Here is a 17899-nt window from a genome sequence, read left to right on the forward strand (position 1 = left end):
GGGGGAGGCGGCTCTGGCCGGGGCGCTGGGCCGGGTTCTTTACTTGAGCAGTTCGTGCTCGATCAACTTCTTGCGCAGGGTGTTGCGGTTCAGGCCCAGCCACTCGGCCGCGCGCGACTGGTTGTGCTCGGCCTGGGCCATCACCACCTCCAGCAGCGGTTTCTCGACCAGGCGGATCAGCATCTCGTGCATGCCATGGGGCTCTTCGCCGTGCAGATCGCGAAAATACGCCAGCAGGTTGTCACGGACACAGTCTTCAATGTTCTTGTTGCTCATGCAGCGGTTTCCAGGGGTTCTTCGTCCTCGCCGGCCAGGGCGGCAGCCGGGCTGTCCGGCAAGCGCTCCATGCGGTCTCCCAGGGCGTCGAAATAATCAGCGACAGCCGCCGTTTGGGCGGCGCTGTCTTCCAGGCCATTGATGCGGGTGCGGAAGGCTTCGCCGTCAGGCAGGCCTTTCACGTACCAGCCGATGTGCTTGCGGGCCGAACGCACGCCGGTGAATTCACCGTACAGCGCGTAATGGTCTTGCAGGTGCTCCAGCAGCAGGCGACGCACCTCGGCCACCAAAGGTGGGGCCAGCAGGGTGCCTGTGCTCAGGTAGTGCCCGATCTCGCGGAAGATCCAGGGGCGGCCCTGGGCCGCCCGCCCGATCATCAAGGCGTCGGCACCGGTATAGGCCAGGACCTCGGCCGCCTTGTGCGGGCTGTCGATGTCACCGTTGGCCACCACAGGCACCTGCACCGCTGCCTTGACGGCGGCAATGGTGTCGTACTCGGCCTGGCCCTTGTAGCCCTGCTCACGGGTGCGGCCATGCACGGTCAACATCTGGATGCCTGCCGACTCGAAGGCCCGCGCCAGCACCACCGCATTCTTGTGCGTCTGGCACCAGCCGGTGCGCATCTTGAGGGTGACCGGCACACCGTGGGGCAGGCAGGCCTGCACCACGGCCTCGGCGATGGACAGGGCCAGGGCCTCGTCCTGCATCAGGGCCGAACCGGCCCATTTGTTGCACACCTTCTTGGCCGGGCAGCCCATGTTGATGTCGATGACCTGGGCACCGCGCTCGATGTTGTAGACCGCGGCATCGGCCATCATCTGGGGCTCGGTGCCGGCGATCTGCACCGCGATCGGCTCTTTCTCGCCCTCGTGATTGGCGCGGCGGGACGTCTTCAGGGAGTTCCACAAATCACGGCGCGAGGTGACCATCTCACTCACCGCATAGCCGGCCCCCAGCGATTTGCACAACTGACGGAAAGGCCGGTCCGTCACCCCCGCCATGGGGGCGACAAACAGCGTATTTTCAAGCGACAGGTGTCCGATCTGCATGGGTCAAGCAGGGGGGGATGGGTGGAGGGGAAATGGGGGCCGTCGGCAACGGCATGCTGAAAAATGAGGCACGATTGTAGCTGCTCAAAATTTCAGCAATTGAAATGCGCGCTCCGTGAGCTTGCCGGCTGTCGATCTGGCGCACGCTGCGCCTGCCTATACTGGGCCCCATGCAAGCCTGGCTCGACTCTCTGCTCGCCCTTCTGGCCCTGCCCCAATACGGCCTGGGCACCTTGTTTGTGGTGTCGTTCATCTCGGCCACCTTGCTGCCCCTGGGCTCGGAGCCGGCCCTGTTCGGCCTGCTCAAGCTCAACCCCGAGCTGTTCTGGCCCGCCATCGCGGTGGCCACCCTGGGCAACACCCTGGGTGGCGCGCTGGACTGGTGGATGGGCTATGGCGCCCATCGGGTGGCCGACCACTATCACCGCTCCCCCCACCACCTGCGCGTGCTGGGCTGGCTGCAGCGCCTGGGGCCCAAGGCCTGTCTGCTGAGCTGGCTGCCTTTGCTGGGCGACCCGCTGTGTGCCGTGGCCGGCTGGCTGCGCCTGCCGTTCTGGCCCTGCGTGGGCTGGATGCTGCTGGGCAAGGGCCTGCGTTATCTGGCCATGACCACGGTGCTGATGAAACTGTTTCCAGGCTGATCGCAAGCACCGGCCAGGGGCAGGCGTCTGAGTTACAGTGCCGGCTTGAACTGAACTCACACCCCCCTTCAAGAGCGACCTGTCCATGCTGCGTTTCTTCTCGATCTTCCTGGTGTTGCTGGTGGTCTTGTTCGTGGGTGAGTTGACCCCGCCGATCCAACAGTGGCTGATCGTGCCCTGGACAACCTTTCTGGCCTCGGCCAGCGCCTTTCTGGTGCAGGCGGTGGACGCCAATGTGGTCTCGTACGGCAAGGTGCTGCAAAACGCCAAGACGGGCATGGGCGTGTCCATCGAAGCCGGCTGCAACGGTGTCGAAGCCTGCCTGATCCTGCTGGCGGCCCTCACGGCGTACCCGGCCCGCTGGCGCTACAAGCTGGTGGGCATCGGGATCGGTTTTGTCGCCATCCAGATGGTGAACCTGGTGCGCATCATCACCCTGTTCTACTTGGCAGGCTGGAACGCCCAGGCCTTCGAATTTGCCCACCTTTACCTGTGGCAGGCCCTGATCATGCTTGACGTGGTGGTGGTCTGGCTGGTCTGGATGCGCTGGGTGGCACGCCAGGATTTCCGCCGTGAACACCTGCAGGCCCATGCCGGGACCGCTACCGGGGCCGCCTCATGAAGCGGGCTTCGCACAGCGTCATCAGCGGCTTTTTTCTGCGCGCCCTGCTGTGGCTGATCCCCTGCCTGGCGCTGTGGTACCTGGGGCGCAATTACGTGGCCGTGGCCCCGGCCTGGCTGGCCGAATGGGCCATGAAGGCCGTGTTTCCGTTCTGGGCCCAGGGCTCTGAACTGCATGGCACCCAGCAGGTGCTGCTGACCGGCCTCAGTGTGAAGATGCCCGGCGGGCGCCTGGCCGATGTGGCCCCCGAGGCCAACGTGCTCACCTACGCCTATGGCATCCCCTTGCTGGCCGCGCTGTTCCTGGCCGTGCGGGCCAAGGGCTGGTGGTGGAAGATCCCGGCCGGTGCGGTCGCCCTGCTGCCCTTTCAGGCCTGGGGGGTGTGCTTCACCTGGCTGCTGCAGGTGGCGGTGCAGGCCGGTGAAGCCACGCGCAGCCAGACTCGGTTCGATGCCTTCGACGTCAACCTGATCGGCGCGGCCTACCAGATTGGTTTCTTGCTGCTGCCCACGCTGGCCCCGATCCTGATCTGGCTGGCCCTGGACCGGCGCCTGATCCATCAGGTGCTGGTGGAAGGCGCCCTGAGCGCGGGCGACCAGGATTGAAAGCCCCCGGGCAGCCCCCTCACTTGGGCAGCAGGCTGAGCGTGTCCTTCTGCATCGACTGGTACAGCGACAGCATGCGGGTGGCAGCCGTCTGGCGCACCTGCTCCTGAGAAAAACTGGAGGCGGACTGGGCCAGGTCGGCATCGCTGAGGCTGGCATTTGACGACGCCAAGGCCCCGGACTGCGCACTGAGCTGATCGAAATTGGCCTGCAGCCCGGACTGCGACGCCCCCACCCCCGCCTGCTGGTCATTCACCTGTTGCAGCGCCTGACCGATGGCCTGCATGGCGCTGGCCTGCCCGCTGCTGCTGGTGAGGTCGATGCCACCCACCCCCAGGGCATTGGCCGACACACTGCCCAGGCTCAGGCTCTGCGTGTCGCCCGCATTGGGGCCCGTCTGCAGGCTGGCGCTGAAACTGCCGTCCAGCAGGTTCTGGCCATTGAACTGGGTGTTGCCCGAAATCTGGTTGAGGTTCTGGGTGAGCTGGCTGGCTTGCGCCTGCAGGGCCTGCCGGTCGCTGGCCGACAGGCTGCCGTTGCCGGCCTGCACGGCCAGATCATTGAGCTGCTGCAGGTTGGAACTGACCTCACCCAAGGCCCCGGACGCGGTCTGCAACAGAGAGCTGCCATCCTGCAAGCCCTGCATGGCCACGGCCGCGCTCGACAGCTGAACACTGAAGGAACTGGACTGGGCCAGGCCGGCTGCGTTGTCCAGCGCCGAGTTGATCGCCCGGCCCGACGACAGCTTCTGCCCCAGCGACTGCAGCCGCGTGAGTGACGCCGATTGGGCCGCAAGCAAGCCGTTGGGGGTAGAAGAGTTGATGGCGTTCATGGCGAATTCGCAGCGGACAGCCGGTTAATTTGACCGAATTATCGGCCTTTGCCCCTCAAAACACCAGCCAAGCGGCCTTTGCGTCGATCACCCTTCGCTGATCACCGTGCCCCGACGCCTCAGGCCAGGCCACGGTTCAAGAGCTTGAGGGCCAGGGTTTCAATCGGCCCACGCTGGCTGCGGTAGTGCGCCTGCGACAGGCGATAGGCATCGAGCATCTGGGCCTGGGTCGATTGACTGATCAGGCTGGGGCCGCCCACCCGTCGCTCCACAATGGCCTGCCCGAGGTGCAGATGCCCGGCCTGGCGTACCACGCGCATGCACAGGTCGATGTCTTCGTAGACCGCCATGTCGGTGAGGAAGCCGCCCACGGCCAGAAAGGCATCACGGCGGACGACATAGGTACTGCAAACCACCAGGGCATGACCGAAGAGCAGTCGCGCGGTCACCGCCCAACGTGAGGGGTGACGAGCCAGGAAACGAGCGGCCCCTTCGAAATAGCGGCGCTCCTCTTCGACCCGGGCAGGCACCGCCCCAAAAGGCCGGGGCAAACCGATCGCCACCCCGCAAGCAGTGCCATCGAGACGCCTGCAGGCCTCAGCGAGGGCCTCCGGGATGGCGTGATCGTCGTCGTCCAGGAAATACAACAGCCGTCCCCGGGCAAGTTGAGCCCCCCGATTGCGCAACACCGCCGGACGGCCTCCACTGGGCGGCACCTGCTGCAGGTACTGCACCCGGGGATCCCCCAGGGCCTGAACCACAGCCCGAGCTCCACCCTCGGGGCTGTCGTCGATGACCAGCACCTCCAGGGCCAGCCCCGGCACCGCCAGCGCGCTGTGCAAAGCCTCCAGCAGCAAGCCCTCGCGGCGGAAGGTGGGGATGATGAGGGTGAGGTCGGGTAAAGAAGGGCTCATGGTGTGGGCAGATCAGACGGTGCAAAGAATGCCCTGTCAGCGACCGGTCTTGCCAAGCCGCTCACCCGGGCGTCCCCTGAAAACGACAAAGCCGCACCAGGGTGCGGCTTCGTGGTCAGTCCGTGGGGAACGGGATCAGACGTTGAACAGGAAGTTCATCACGTCGCCATCCTTGACCACGTATTCCTTGCCTTCGGCGCGCATCTTGCCGGCATCCTTGGCGCCCTGCTCGCCCTTGAAGGCGATGAAGTCTTCGAAGGCAATGGTCTGGGCCCGGATGAAGCCACGCTCGAAGTCACCGTGGATCACACCGGCGGCCTGGGGCGCCGTGTCACCCACATGGATGGTCCAGGCGCGCACTTCCTTGACGCCCGCGGTGAAGTAGGTCTGCAGGCCCAGCAGCTTGAAGCCGGCGCGGATCAGGCGGTTCAGGCCCGGTTCGTCCTGGCCCAGCTCGGCCAGGAACATGGCACGGTCTTCGTCGCTCATGTCGGCCATGTCGGCTTCCATCTTGGCGCAGATGGCCACCACGGGGGCGTTCTGGCCGGCGGCGTATTCCTTCAGGCGGTCCAGCAGGGGGTTGTTGTCAAAGCCGTCTTCGCTGACGTTGCCGACGAACATGGCCGGCTTGGCGGTGATCAGGCACAGCGGCTTGATCACCAGCAGGTCTTCTTTGCTCAGGTCCAGGGTGCGCACCGGCTTGCCCTCGTCGAGGGTGGCCTGCACGCGGGTCAACACCTGCACCAGCTTGGCGGCTTCCTTGTCGTTGCCCGACTTGGCGGCCTTGATCGAGCGCTGCAAGGTCTTTTCAACCGTGCCCAGGTCGGCCAGGCACAGCTCGGTCTGGATGACTTCGATGTCAGCGATCGGATCGACACGGCCGGCCACGTGGATCACGTTGTCGTCTTCAAAGCAGCGCACCACGTTGACGATGGCGTCGGTTTCGCGGATGTGGGCCAGAAACTGGTTGCCCAGGCCTTCACCCTGGCTGGCACCAGCCACCAGGCCGGCGATGTCGACAAACTCGACGATGGCCGGGACGATGCGCTCGGGGGTGATGATTTGGGCCAGCTGGTCCAGACGCGGATCCGGCACCTCGACGGTGCCCACATTGGGCTCGATGGTGCAGAAGGGGTAGTTCTCGGCCGCGATGCCGGCCTTGGTCAGGGCGTTGAAAAGAGTGGACTTGCCGACGTTGGGCAGGCCCACGATGCCGCATTTGAGGCTCATGGAGGTTGCTTTCTTGGTGATGGTTCCCGGGCTCCGCGGCGCAAGCGACTGGGCCACGCGCCAAACCTGCAAGCGGCGCCCTGATGGATCGACCTCTTGCCTTGCCTGGGGAAATTGGCGCTGATTGTACTGATCAGCGCCGAATCAATCGAAGCGATACCGCCCCTGCACCACCTGCCCCACGCGCAAAAGGCGCTCGGCGCCCTCGATCACAATGGCGTTCATGCCGAAGGTGATGCCGCCGCCCACCCGGTCATCCCGGCGGAAGGTGCGCAAAGTGTCGCCCACTTCGGGGCTGCTGGTGGCGGTGACGGGATCGATGTCGGGGATGGGGCAGCGGGTGCAGGGCTTGACCGGGCGCAGCACCACGGGCCCCTCGTCGGCCCGGATCACGAGGTCTTCCAGGCGATCTTCGTCGAACGATTCCACCCCCGCCAGCACCATGTTGGCCCGAAAGCGCTCCACGCCGACCGGCGCATGGCCGGCCTGGCCCAGGCGCTGGTTGAGGTCGTCCACCGAGGCCTCGCTGCAGACCAGGACCGGAAAGCCATCACTGAACTGGTTGGGGGCCTCCAGGCCGCCAGTCCACTGCAGGCTGGACAGCCGGCGCTGCTCGGGGTCGAAACGCACCAGACGCAGGGGACGCCCCAAAAAGTCGCTGAACCACTGGGCGGCCAGGTCACCCATGTCGTAGGCCTTGACCCGGTCTTTCCAGACCTGCGCGGTGCAAGGCGCCTCGACGCCATCGATGGCGAGGTGCAAGGCCAGCATGCCCGGGGCGCGCAGCACCATCTCGAACGTTTTGAGCTGGGGCCGGATCAGGGCCATGCGCGGCAGCTCGCGCTGGCTCACGAACAGGCCGTCCGGGTCGACCACCATCCAGGCCCGGTCCAGATCCAGGCCGGTTTCGGTCAGCACGGCTTCCTGCACTTCGACGGCCGCACAGGATTTGATGGGGTGAACAAACAGGCGCGCCACCGTGCCCTGAACGTCGAAATCAGCCTCTGCGTCCCATGTCATGTCCTGCTCACTCCTGCTTTACATCCATTCATGTCGGCCAAACACCCCTGCAAGGGCGAATGCCGCTTGCGCAAGGTCAGGTCGCGATTGTGCCTGCCTCCTACAATCACGGCCCATGACGCAAGCCTTTGATGTGTGTATCCGTGGTGCCGGCGTGGTCGGCCAGACCCTGGCCCTGCTGCTGGCCCGAGAACGCCTGCGGGTGGCCCTGGTGAGCCCGCCCCGCCCGACCCAGCCCGCCCCCCCGGCCCAGGATGTGCGCGCCTACGCGTTGAATAACGCGTCGCAGCAGTTGCTGGATTCGCTGCGCTGCTGGCCCGAGGGCGAAGCCGTCACCGCCGTCACTGGCATGCAGGTGCTGGGCGACCAGGGCGGCGAGGTGGTGTTCTCGGCCCGCGAGCAGAACACCCCGGCACTGACCTGGATCGTCGACGTGCCTGCCCTGGAGGCCCGGCTGACCGAGGCCGTGCGCTACCAACCCCAGATCGAACGCGTTGACAGCCCGCGCGATGCCGCCCTGACGGTGGTCTGCGAGGGGCGCGCCAGCCGCACCCGCGAAGAGTTTGGCGTGCAATACGAGACCACGCCCTACCCGCACACCGCCATTGCGGCCCGACTGGAGGCCGCGGAGCCCCATGGGCAACTGGCTCGCCAGTGGTTTTTACCGGCTCAGGTGATGGCTTTTTTGCCTTTGGGTGGCGATCAAGGGAACTCCATCGCTCTGGTTTGGTCAGTGCCTCATGCCGAGGTTGCCGAACTGATGTCCCTGCCCCCCCAAGACTTTGCCGATCGCGTGGCCGCTCAGGCCGGCTGGCCTGCGGGCTCGCTGAGCCTCAGCAGCGAGCGGGCCAGTTGGTCGCTGCAGCAGTCGCGTGCCGACCGCTGGGTGGGCCCCCTGCCCGGCCAGCCCGCCCAGGGCCCGGTGCGCAGCTTTGCCTTGGCAGGCGACGCCGCCCATGCCGTGCACCCGCTGGCCGGCCAGGGCCTGAACCTGGGCCTGGGCGACGTTGAAGCCCTGGCCCGGGTGCTGCGCGAACGTGACTACTGGCGCAGCGTGGGCGACCCCAAGCTGCTGCGCCGCTACGAACGCGAACGCAAGGCTGGGATTTGGGCCCTGGGCTTGGCCAGCGACGGGCTGCAGCGCCTGTTTGACCACACGCTGCCCAGCGTACAGAACGCCCGCAACTGGGGCATGAACCAATTCAACCGCAGCGGCCCACTCAAGAACTGGGTGACCCGCCTGGCCATGGGCCTGGCCTGATCCAGGCCTGCCCCCGGTCTTTTACTCCTTTTGCCCCACACCACACCATGAAAACAGCCCTCATCCCCCGCCTGCTGCTGGCAGCCCTGCCCCTGCTCAGCCTGGGCGCCTTGGCCCAGGAGGCGGTGATCAAGAAAGCCCTGGCGGCACGCCTTCCCCAACTGCAGAACATTGATGAGGTGCGCAAGACCCCCATGAACGGCCTCTACGAGGTGCGCGTGGGCAATGACCTGTTCTACACCGACGCCAAGGGCAACTACCTGATCCAGGGCGAGCTGATCGACACCGCCCAGCAACGAAACCTGACGGAAGAGCGCGTGGCCAAGATCACCGCGGTCGACTTCAGCACCCTCCCCATGGGCGACGCATTCACGATCGTGCGCGGCAATGGCCAGCGCAAGATCGCGGTGTTTGAAGACCCCAACTGCGGCTACTGCAAACGCTTCGAAAAAGACCTGTCCAAGGTGGACAACGTGACGGTCTACATGTTCCTGTACCCCATCCTGGGCCCCGACTCGGCCGACAAGGCGCGCAACCACTGGTGCGCCAAGGACAAGAGCGGCGCCTGGCTTGACTGGATGGTGCGCGAGAAGGCCGCCCCCAATGGCAGCTGCGACGTGGCCGCCATTGCGCGCAACGTGGAATTCGGGCGCAAGTACAAGATCACCGGCACGCCCACCATCATCTTCTCGGATGGCAGCCGGGTGCCCGGCGCGCTGAACACGCAGCAGATCGAGCAGCGCATTGCCCAGGCGGCCAGCCCCAGCAAGGAGTGACCGGGCCACGGACCGGTACCGCCTGAGTGCGTCGTTCACGCCACACTCGCCCCACAGGATTGCCCTGGCCTGCGGCTGGGGCACGCAAACCCGGCCACAATCCGGGGCATGAACACCTCTGTCCCGACTCCCCATCCGGCTGGGGCTCCCCTGTCCCTCGTGATCGAACGCCTGGGTTATGCCGGCCTGGCGCCTTTCGTGTTGCTGGCCCTGCTGATGTGGCTGGTCACACCCGACCTGATGCCCTTTGTGGCCCTGGCGCTGATGGCCTATGCGGCCACCGTGGCCTCGTTTCTGGGCGGCATCCATTGGGGTATCGCCTTTCAACAGGGTGAAGCAGCGCCGCGCATCCATCTGGTGTGGGGCGTGATCCCGCCCATCGTGGCCTGGGTCGCCGTGGTGATGCCGATCTATGCTGGGCTGCCCTTGCTGGGCCTGCTGCTGGTGGTGTGCTACCTGGTGGATCGCAAGACCTGGACTTCGCCCCAACTGAGGCCCTGGCTCACCCTGCGCTTCAGGCTGACCGTGGTGGCCACCCTGAGCTGCCTGCTGGGCGCTGCCAATACCTGACCCCACTGCCGACCGCCCCGCCTCAGGCCCGTATGAAACAACACCCCAGCGCACCGCACTACCGCATCGACGCCCGTCAACGGCACGCCCACCTGTATGAGGTGACCCTGACCATTCCCGCCCCCACGGCACAGCAGGAGGTCTCCCTGCCGGTGTGGATTCCGGGCAGTTACCTGGTGCGGGAGTTCTCCAAGAACCTGCAACAGCTGCAAGCCCGGCAGAAAGGCCGGCGCGTGGCGCTGCAGCAACTGGACAAATGCCGCTGGCAAGTGGCGAGCCAGGCCGGCAGCCCGCTGGAACTGCGCTACCAGGTCTATGCCTTTGACAACTCGGTGCGCACCGCGTGGCTGGACAGCCAGCGTGGCTTTTTCAACGGCACCAGCCTGTGCCTGCGAGTGCACGGCCAGGAAAGCCTGCCCCACCAGATCACGGTGGAATCCCCGGCTGAAGGCTGGAGCGCAGCCACGGCGCTGACGGCGCTGAAGGTCGACCGTCGCGGTTTTGGTCTGTACCAGGCGGCCGACTACGACGAGCTGGTGGACAGCCCCTTCGAACTGGGCGACTTCTGGCAGGCCAGCTTCACCGCCTGCGGCGTGGCACACCAGATCGTGGTGGCGGGCGCAACGGCGTCTTTTGACTCGGCCCGGTTGCTGCGCGACACCCAGCAGATCTGCGAAACCGCCATCCGTTTCTGGCACCCCGAGGTCGACGCCGCCCAGCCGGCGGCCAGCGGCGTGCCGCACTCGCGCTACGTCTTCATGCTCAATGTGGTGGATGACAACTACGGCGGGCTGGAGCACCGGGCCAGCACCGCGCTGATCTGCGGCCGCCGCGATCTGCCGCGCCTGGGCGAAGCCCGCACGCCCGAGGGTTACACCACCTTGCTGGGCCTGATCTGCCACGAGTACTTCCACACCTGGAACGTGAAGCGGCTGCGCCCTGCAGAACTGGCCCGCTACGACTACACCCAGGAGAACTACACCCCGTTGCTCTGGTTCTTCGAGGGCTTCACCAGCTACTACGACGACCTGCTGCTGCGTCGCGCCGGCCTGATCGACGATGCCGCCTACCTTCGCCTGCTCAACAAGGCCCTGAACCAGGTGCTGCAGGCCCCGGGGCGCCTGGTGCAGAGCGTGGCCGAAGCCAGCTTCGACGCCTGGGTGAAGTACTACCGGCAGGATGAAAACACGGCCAATGCCACCATCAGCTACTACACCAAGGGCTCGCTGGTGGCCCTGTGCCTGGACCTGACGCTGCGCGCCCAGGGACAGAGCCTGGACCAGGCCATGCGTGCGGTATGGCAGCGTTGCAGCGGCGGCCCCATGTGCGAAGACGACTTTGCCCAGGTGCTCAAAGAGGTTTCGGGCCGCGACTTCGGCCCCGAACTCAAGACCTGGGTGCACGGCGTGGCCGACCTGCCGGTGCAGCCCTTGCTGGCGAAGGCCGGTGTGCGTTGGCACGATGACCCAGCCCAACCCGCGCAAGCCCTGGGCCTGCGCGTGACGGAAAACGGCAGCGTCCAGATCAAGGCGGTGTTGCGCGGTGGCCTGGCCGAGAAAGCCGGCATGGCGGCCGGTGATGAATGGCTTGGCCTGGAGGTGGGCCCGCAAGGCTGGCGCCTGTCCAAGCTGGACGACCTGGCGCTGTACGCGGGGCCGGCCAAGCGCGCCACCGCCTTGGTTGCGCGCGACCGGCGCCTGCTGCGACTGGCGTTGAAGCTGCCCGCCCAGGCCACCACGGTGCGCCTGGCCATCGAGCAGGCGGCCTGGGTCAAGGCCTGGCTGGGTGGGGACCCAATGCCAGCCCCTGCGTCAGCCGATGTGCCTGCCAGTGCACCGGCCGCCGCCACTGAAACCAAGGCCCGAGCGCCTCAATCGCCCCGGAAGACCGGGGCTCGCTTGGCCAAAAAGGCCTCGACCCCCTCAAAGTAATCGTGGGTGCGGCCCATGGCTGACTGGGCGTCGCGCTCGGCCAGCAACTGGGCGTCCAGCTCACGCGTGGTCGATTCGCGCAACAGCCGGCGGGTGGCCACCAAGGCCGCCGTGGGCATGGCCGCCAGGCGGCGGGCCAGCGTCAAGGTGGTGTCCAGGCAGTCGTCCGCCACATCCCAGATCAAGCCCCACTCCCGGGCCTGCTGAGCGCCCAGCTTGTCGCCCGTCAGCGCCAGGCCCAGCGCGCGGGTCAAGCCCACGCGACGCGGCAGCAACCAGGTGCTGCCGGCATCTGGCACCAGCCCGATCTTGCTGAAAGCCTGGATGAAGCTGGCCTGAGGCGAGGCGATCGCCAGGTCACAACTCATCACCAACGACATGCCGGCCCCCGCGGCCACCCCATTCACGGCAGCCAGCACCGGCATGCGCAAGGCCTGCAGGCGCCGGGCGGTGGGGTTGAAGGCCTGATCGATCACCGGCCCCGGGTCGGCCCGTCGCACCCGATCGGGCCCCGGGGCAAAGTCGAAGGCCGACAGATCGGCCCCTGCACAAAAGCCCCGGCCCGCGCCCGTCAGCACCACGGCCCGCACGTTCTCGTCGGCCTCGGCCGCATCCAGGGCCGCCCACAAGGCGCGGTGCATCGTCAGGTCAAAACTGTTGAGCGTCTGGGACCGGTTGAAGGTGATCAAGGCCACTGCGCCAGCACTGGCGTCGTCGGTGGCATACAAAACTGCGGGCTGAGCTTCATCGGTCATGCCAAGTCTCCTGCTGGGTGTTTTGAATCTGGATCGATCATTCTGCCCAAAGCCTTCAGCACGCATTGCAACCCGTTTGACAGCCTGGCGACAAATGGCTTGGGTATAGTCCCGGCAACCCCTACTGACGGAGATATAGGTTTATGGCTTACGAAACCATCGAAGTGCGCGTCGAGGCTGATCAGGTCGGCATCATCACCCTGAACCGCCCCAAACAGCTCAACGCCCTGAACGACCAGCTGATGACCGAACTGGGCGCCGCCCTGCGCGAGTTCGATGCAGACGCCAAGATCGGCTGCATCATCGTCACGGGCAGCGAGCGCGCCTTTGCCGCAGGGGCCGACATTGCCGCCATGGCCAAGTTCAGCTTCCAGGATGTCTACAAGGGCGACTTCATCACGCGCAACTGGGAAACCATCCGCAGCATCCGCAAACCCGTGATTGCGGCCGTGGCAGGCTTTGCCCTCGGAGGCGGCTGCGAGCTGGCCATGATGTGCGACTTCATCATCGCGGCCGACAACGCCAAGTTTGGTCAGCCCGAGATCAAGATCGGCGTGATCCCGGGTGCTGGTGGCACGCAGCGGCTGCCAAGGGCTGTCGGCAAATCCAAGGCCATGGACATGGCCCTCACGGCTCGCATGATGGACGTGGCCGAAGCCGAACGATCGGGACTGGTCAGTCGGGTGGTGCCGTTGGACAAATTGATGGAAGAAGCCTTGGGGGCCGCCCTGGTGATCTGCTCCTACTCGCAGATTGCTGTGATGGCTGCCAAGGAGTCGGTCAACCGCGCCTTCGAGGGCACGCTGTCGGATGGCGTGACGTTCGAACGCCGCCTGTTCCACTCGCTGTTCGCGACACAGGACCAGAAGGAAGGCATGGACGCATTTTTGAACAAACGCAGCCCAAATTTCACCCACCAGTGATTTCGCCTCAAATTTTGTGTCTATAATTGAGGGCTCAGACGAAATGAGTCTGAAACAAAAGCCTCAATCGCAAGGCTTTTGAAAAGTTGGCGCTTTAGCTCAGTCGGTTAGAGCGATGGAATCATAATCCACAGGTCCGCGGTTCGAATCCGTGAAGCGCCACCAAAATTTCTCTATGTGCGACAAGCACTTGGACAAGAAAGCCACCTTCGGGTGGCTTTTTCGTTTCCGGGCCACTCCATCCGATGTCATGGCGGATGCAAGTAGATTACTGAAATCGGCGTCGCCCCACCCCCCTCACTCACCGCCCTCATGGACCCACTTTCCCAACTCGGCATTGAGCTGCCCAGCGCGGCCTACCTCATCGGTGCGGTGCTGTTCGGACTGGTGGGCATGGTGGCCTGGCGCCATGGCAAACACACCCAACGCCCTGTCGTCAGATGGAGCGGGCTTGTTCTGATGCTCTACCCCTATGCCATCACAGAAACCTGGATGCTCTGGGCACTGGGCACGATTCTTTGCGCATGGCTTTGGATTCAGTGGAACGACTGAGGCCCAAGTACCGAGCCACACCCGCACCCAGGCCAAGGCCCGCGCAGGCAGGCACCGCCCTCACAACCGAGGTGCCACCACGGCCGCAGAATCAACCGCGCTCTCGAGGTCCGGACTCTCTGCGTCAGGGTTGGCCAAAGCATGCAGCTCGTAGCCGATCCACAGCAAGGCGAGCACCTGGGCAATCCTGAGGGCACGATCAATCACATTGTTCTCCGGTTTGAAACTGCCCTCATTGGAACAGAACACCGGCCTCGATCGATTCTTGCAGCCCAGGCTGGCCAGGATGGATGCGCGGCGTGAAATAGGTCCGGAATCTGGCGGACACACCACTCAGATCAAGGCATCCAGGGGCGGGCACGATTGACAATCCAGACTCCGTCAAGCCTGCCTGCGTCATGGAAGTCTTTGTCAACAGCGTACTCAAACGAGCCGGGGGGCCAGCAAGCGATCTGAACAAGGCCATCGATCTCATTGAAGAGCACGACAACCTGCTGGCACTTGAGTTTCTGGATTCAGCGTTTCAACAAATGGGCCCGGCGGAAGTACCACGGCCCTTGCGCCATGCCCTGGATGCGAGGCGATCGACGCTGCTGCTGGCGTTTTACAGGCGCTCTGTGGAGTACCTCCGATCATTCGAACCCCTGGAACAGTTGCTCAGGAACGGCTTCCCAGGCCTGACCATGGTCGACCGCTATGCGCTCAAGGAAGCCATCCAGCAGCAAGTGGCCAGGATCAAGGCCGATTTGAACCTGCCTTGAATGTCGACCCGGCCAAAAACCGGACCCAAGTGTGCCCCCACGCGCACGGCCTCTAGGGCCGCGCCATCAGCTGCGGCAGGATCAGGTCCAGCAATTGCGCCATGGCCGCAGGATCTTCCAGGCAATACAGGGCCCGGCTGACGGCCTCCGGCGAGCCGATGCGCACCGTCACCCAATCAGGCCGTGCGCGTTCAAAGACGGGCTCGTCGTTCACGTCGTCACCGGCAAACAAAAGGGTGTCGCAGGCGCTGAGCGCCAGAAGTCGCAGCACCGCATCGGCCTTGTCAGGGGCCGAACGTTGCAACACATTGACGACGGCTTTCCCCCCCAGCGTGGACAGGTCGGCAGGCAGCGGATGCAACCAGTCCTGGATGGCCTGCAACGCGTGTTGCGGGTCAGGTGCCTGGCGGTAGTGCAGGGCGAGCGAGAACCGCTTGTCCTCGAACGCAACGCCGGCCGCCTGCGGTACACCACCACGCTCAAGCCATCGGGCACGCAGACTTGCCAATCCAGTGGGCTCGGCCACATGGCCCAAGCCTTCGGCACCGTGGTTGCCAATCAGGTAGTGCGGACGGAAACCCAGCCTCGGCCGGGCGTCCGCCACACTGCGACCGGTGACCACCGCCACCGGCGCCAGCATCGCCAGCTGCCGAAGGCGATTGGCCAAGGCATCCGGCACACGGGCATCGGCCGGGTGTTCGACGATCGGGGCCAAGGTACCGTCGAGGTCAAAAGCGAACAAGACTCGCCGACACATCAAACGGGACAGCGCCTGCAGCCCCTGGGCAGTCAAAAGATGTTGCATGGCAGCTCTCAAGCTCCGTTGTGGCGTTGCATGCGGGCTTCAATGCGCTCCCGCAGGCGCCAACGCGCGGCATCGGCGAGCATGCGGCCCGCCCAGCGGTACACATTGTCGTCACGCACCGTGGTGCGCAGATTGCCCATGCGCTCACGTTGCTCGGCCTCAGGCATGGTCAGGGCACGGTGCAAGGTATCGGCGCCTTCTTCCACATGGTAGGGGTTGATGATCAAGGCCTCGTTCAGCTCGGCCGCGGCGCCAGCAAAACGGCTCAGCACCAGCACGCCCTGCTCGTCGTCGCGCGCAGCCACGAACTCTTTGCAAACCAGGTTCATGCCGTCGTGCAAGCTGGTGACCAGGCAGATCTCGCTGGCACGATAGAGCTCGTTCACAGCGTCGAATTCGTGGTGCTCGGCCAACAGGTAGACCGGCAGGCAGTCCGGCCGGCCAAACCGCGCATTGAGTCGTTCAGTGGCCTGATGGATGCGCTGCTGAAAGGCCTGGTACTCATCCAGCGCGCTGCGCGAGGGTGCAGCCACCTGGACCAGACTGAACTGCCCCACCCACTGCGGGTACTTTTCGAGCAAGCGCTCGACCGCATGTAGCCGCTCCAGAATGCCCTTGGTGTAGTCGAAGCGATCCACCCCCACGGCCAGCTTGTGCCCCGCAGGCAGCCCCAGGCGCTGGCGCACCGCCTCGCGACAGGCCGCGATGGCTGGCCAACGTTGTCGCTCCTGCTCATCGGGCCAGGCGATTGAAATCGGGTAGCTCTCGATCAGCGTGGTCTGCTTGTTGACGGTGATGGTCGAATGCTCGTGCTCGATGCGAGCCTCCAGGTGACGGTCAACGGTTTCCATGAAGTTCTTGCAGTGGAAGCGCGTATGAAAGCCGATGATCGTGCTGCCCAACAGGCCTTGCAGCAGCTCCTCGCGCCAGGGGCAGATGCCAAAGGACTCCGGGTTGGGCCAGGGGATGTGCCAAAACGTGAGAATGGTGGCCCGCGGCAAGCGCTGACGGATCAAGGCGGGCAGCAAGGCCAGGTGATAGTCCTGTACCAACACCACCGGATCTGCGCTGCGTGCCTCGGCCACCACAGCGTCTGCAAAGCGCTCGTTCACGGCGCGGTAGGCCACCCAATCGGACTCGCGGAACACAGGGCGCACATGGGCCACATGGCACAGCGGCCACAGACCTTCATTGGAGAAACCGCTGTAATAGCCCCGCTCCTCGTCGGCACTGAGCCAAAGGCGTCGCAGGGTGTAGTCGGCACTGCCTGGCGGCACCATCACCCGGTCGTGCGCATCGACAACGCTGCGGTCGGCACTGCCCCCACCGTGGGCAATCCAGGTGCCTGAGCATGCACGCATCACTGGCTCAACGGCCGTGACCAGGCCACTGGCCGGTCGTTTGCACACGATGCTGTCACCGCGATGCTCATGGATGTAGGGCTCGCGGTTGGACACCACCATCAACTCGTCACCGCGCAACTGCGAGCGCAGCAAGGCGCGCAGGCGCTCGGGCCCCCAGTGGTCATCGCGATCGAGCGATCGCCGGTAGCTGTCCTCCAGGTCACGCAGGCGCTCGCGAAAATCAGCCGCCAGAGGCGCCAATTCACCACGCGTGCTGATCAGCGGGCTCAACAAGCCCTCGCCACGCAACAGCGCCCGCGCGCCGGAGACCCATCCGCGCCAGCTCAGCTGCGCGACCACCACCGTGATCACCGAGATGACCAGCCCCAGACCTGCCATGAAGGCGATGAGGTATTTCTGCGTGTCCTGGCTGCGCCGCTCCACAAAGCTGAGGTCGTGCAGCAGCACCAGATTGCCCACCCGCTCGCCATCGACCACCACCGGATGCATGCCCACATGCACCGCGCCGCTGGCCAAAGGCAGCTGGGCCAGGGTTTGGGCCGCCAGGCTGCGCGCCTGAGCACACCCGAGATCGGGCGGGTAGGTTCCGGTCTTGTGGACGATGGTGTCGTCAGAACCACACAAGGCCACCGCAAACAGCCGTTCGTCCTGCACCGCCCGATTGAACAGCGCCTGCAGTCGCGCAGTGCGCAGGCGCGCGGGCTCAGGCAGGGCTTCGGCAATGGGCTCGGTCAGCGCACGGGTCACCAACTCGCCCCGCAGCGACAGGTCCCGTGACGACCAGCGCAGCGTGAGCTTGTCCATCAAAGGCAGCGCCAGGTAGGCAGCTGCCACCAAGGTCAACACCAATGGCAACAAAAATCGGAACTGCAATCGCAAGGTATTCAAAATCATGGTTCTACCCTTCCCTTCTTGCCCCTCCCCATCTCCTTCCCCCTGCCGCCATCCGGGTCCGGACTTCATGGAAAACCCGATTTGCCAGATCATGCGTCGGGTGGACTTCAACCCACTG

At 65.1% G+C, this 17899-nt stretch carries 20 protein-coding genes and 1 tRNA gene; 11 read left to right on the top strand and 10 right to left on the bottom strand.

All coding sequences use genetic code 11. The features are described 5' to 3' along the window. Nucleotides 1-39 precede the first annotated feature (39 nt). Together AC07PT_RS13385 and dusB are read right to left on the bottom strand one after the other, a co-directional pair. Nucleotides 40-276, bottom strand: a complete 237-nt coding sequence (locus tag AC07PT_RS13385; RefSeq protein ID WP_492347912.1) for a Fis family transcriptional regulator — start codon at nucleotides 274-276, stop codon at nucleotides 40-42. Continuing rightward, on the bottom strand, nucleotides 273-1325 hold the full coding sequence (gene dusB, locus AC07PT_RS13390) for a tRNA dihydrouridine synthase DusB (RefSeq protein WP_492347911.1): 1053 nt from the start codon (nucleotides 1323-1325) through the stop codon (nucleotides 273-275). The genes AC07PT_RS13385 and dusB overlap by 4 nt, the downstream gene beginning before the upstream one ends. Nucleotides 1326-1495: 170 nt before the next feature. Between dusB and AC07PT_RS13395 the strand changes: the two genes are divergently transcribed. The 3 genes from AC07PT_RS13395 to AC07PT_RS13405 all read left to right on the top strand — a co-directional run bounded on the left by AC07PT_RS13395 (nucleotide 1496) and on the right by AC07PT_RS13405 (nucleotide 3193). Further along, the gene (locus AC07PT_RS13395) at nucleotides 1496-1966 is read left to right on the top strand and encodes a YqaA family protein (RefSeq protein WP_494656935.1); all 471 of its coding nucleotides are present in this window, start codon (nucleotides 1496-1498) and stop codon (nucleotides 1964-1966) included. An 85-nt stretch (nucleotides 1967-2051) separates the two neighbouring features. After that, nucleotides 2052-2588: an exosortase H gene (xrtH, locus tag AC07PT_RS13400; protein WP_492347909.1), complete on the top strand. Its 537-nt coding sequence runs from the start codon at nucleotides 2052-2054 to the stop codon at nucleotides 2586-2588. Then, complete coding sequence (locus tag AC07PT_RS13405; protein WP_492347908.1) at nucleotides 2585-3193, top strand: exosortase H-associated membrane protein; 609 nt, start codon at nucleotides 2585-2587, stop codon at nucleotides 3191-3193. Before xrtH ends, AC07PT_RS13405 begins: the two co-directional genes overlap by 4 nt. A 19-nt stretch (nucleotides 3194-3212) precedes the next feature. Here AC07PT_RS13405 and AC07PT_RS13410 read toward each other — a convergent pair whose 3' ends face one another. The 4 genes from AC07PT_RS13410 to AC07PT_RS13425 all read right to left on the bottom strand — a co-directional run bounded on the left by AC07PT_RS13410 (nucleotide 3213) and on the right by AC07PT_RS13425 (nucleotide 7189). After that, nucleotides 3213-4025 (bottom strand): flagellin N-terminal helical domain-containing protein, encoded by an 813-nt coding sequence (locus AC07PT_RS13410; RefSeq protein WP_494656936.1) that lies wholly within the window; start codon nucleotides 4023-4025, stop codon nucleotides 3213-3215. 119 nt (nucleotides 4026-4144) lie between these two features. After that, nucleotides 4145-4939, bottom strand: a complete 795-nt coding sequence (locus tag AC07PT_RS13415) for a glycosyltransferase family 2 protein (RefSeq protein ID WP_492347906.1) — start codon at nucleotides 4937-4939, stop codon at nucleotides 4145-4147. 135 nt (nucleotides 4940-5074) lie between these two features. Continuing rightward, nucleotides 5075-6169, bottom strand: a complete 1095-nt coding sequence (ychF, locus tag AC07PT_RS13420) for a redox-regulated ATPase YchF (RefSeq protein ID WP_494656937.1) — start codon at nucleotides 6167-6169, stop codon at nucleotides 5075-5077. Between the two features lie 144 nt (nucleotides 6170-6313). Further along, nucleotides 6314-7189 carry an MOSC domain-containing protein gene (locus AC07PT_RS13425; protein ID WP_494656938.1) on the bottom strand — a complete coding sequence of 292 codons (876 nt, stop codon included), beginning with the start codon at nucleotides 7187-7189 and terminating at the stop codon, nucleotides 6314-6316. Between the two features lie 115 nt (nucleotides 7190-7304). Between AC07PT_RS13425 and AC07PT_RS13430 the strand changes: the two genes are divergently transcribed. From AC07PT_RS13430 to AC07PT_RS13445, 4 genes are all read left to right on the top strand, one after another. Then, nucleotides 7305-8450, top strand: coding sequence for an FAD-dependent monooxygenase (locus AC07PT_RS13430; RefSeq protein WP_492347903.1), 1146 nt, complete (start codon nucleotides 7305-7307; stop codon nucleotides 8448-8450). A 47-nt stretch (nucleotides 8451-8497) separates the two neighbouring features. After that, complete coding sequence (locus AC07PT_RS13435) at nucleotides 8498-9226, top strand: DsbC family protein (RefSeq protein WP_492347902.1); 729 nt, start codon at nucleotides 8498-8500, stop codon at nucleotides 9224-9226. 108 nt (nucleotides 9227-9334) lie between these two features. After that, nucleotides 9335-9796, top strand: coding sequence for a DUF3429 domain-containing protein (locus AC07PT_RS13440; RefSeq protein ID WP_494656939.1), 462 nt, complete (start codon nucleotides 9335-9337; stop codon nucleotides 9794-9796). Nucleotides 9797-9828: 32 nt separating this feature from the next. Beyond that, entirely contained in the window at nucleotides 9829-11727 is a 1899-nt protein-coding gene (locus AC07PT_RS13445; RefSeq protein WP_494656940.1) for a M61 family metallopeptidase, read from the top strand. Here AC07PT_RS13445 and AC07PT_RS13450 read toward each other — a convergent pair. Beyond that, the gene (locus tag AC07PT_RS13450) at nucleotides 11667-12482 is read right to left on the bottom strand and encodes an enoyl-CoA hydratase-related protein (protein WP_494656941.1); all 816 of its coding nucleotides are present in this window, start codon (nucleotides 12480-12482) and stop codon (nucleotides 11667-11669) included. The genes AC07PT_RS13445 and AC07PT_RS13450 overlap by 61 nt on opposite strands. Before the next feature lie 143 nt (nucleotides 12483-12625). On the opposite strand from AC07PT_RS13450, the gene AC07PT_RS13455 reads away from it, so the two are divergent. The 3 genes from AC07PT_RS13455 to AC07PT_RS13465 all read left to right on the top strand — a co-directional run bounded on the left by AC07PT_RS13455 (nucleotide 12626) and on the right by AC07PT_RS13465 (nucleotide 13957). Next, nucleotides 12626-13405 carry an enoyl-CoA hydratase gene (locus AC07PT_RS13455; protein ID WP_494656942.1) on the top strand — a complete coding sequence of 260 codons (780 nt, stop codon included), beginning with the start codon at nucleotides 12626-12628 and terminating at the stop codon, nucleotides 13403-13405. Between the two features lie 88 nt (nucleotides 13406-13493). After that, a tRNA-Met gene (locus tag AC07PT_RS13460) sits at nucleotides 13494-13570 on the top strand. 147 nt (nucleotides 13571-13717) lie between these two features. Next, nucleotides 13718-13957, top strand: coding sequence for a hypothetical protein (locus AC07PT_RS13465; protein ID WP_494656943.1), 240 nt, complete (start codon nucleotides 13718-13720; stop codon nucleotides 13955-13957). A gap of 60 nt (nucleotides 13958-14017) precedes the next feature. Here the strand turns inward: AC07PT_RS13465 and AC07PT_RS13470 are convergent, their stop codons facing one another. Continuing rightward, a complete protein-coding gene (locus AC07PT_RS13470) occupies nucleotides 14018-14164 on the bottom strand; it encodes a hypothetical protein (RefSeq protein ID WP_494656944.1) in 147 nt (48 codons plus the stop codon). A 191-nt stretch (nucleotides 14165-14355) separates the two neighbouring features. On the opposite strand from AC07PT_RS13470, the gene AC07PT_RS13475 reads away from it, so the two are divergent. Beyond that, nucleotides 14356-14718 (top strand): hypothetical protein, encoded by a 363-nt coding sequence (locus AC07PT_RS13475; protein ID WP_492347896.1) that lies wholly within the window; start codon nucleotides 14356-14358, stop codon nucleotides 14716-14718. 52 nt (nucleotides 14719-14770) lie between these two features. On the opposite strand, the gene otsB is transcribed toward AC07PT_RS13475, so the two are convergent. Then, nucleotides 14771-15523: a trehalose-phosphatase gene (otsB, locus tag AC07PT_RS13480; protein WP_494656945.1), complete on the bottom strand. Its 753-nt coding sequence runs from the start codon at nucleotides 15521-15523 to the stop codon at nucleotides 14771-14773. An 8-nt stretch (nucleotides 15524-15531) separates the two neighbouring features. After that, complete coding sequence (locus AC07PT_RS13485; protein ID WP_494656946.1) at nucleotides 15532-17781, bottom strand: alpha,alpha-trehalose-phosphate synthase (UDP-forming); 2250 nt, start codon at nucleotides 17779-17781, stop codon at nucleotides 15532-15534. Nucleotides 17782-17899 lie beyond the last annotated feature (118 nt).

This window comes from Curvibacter sp. GW821-FHT09D12, from assembly GCF_059416245.1.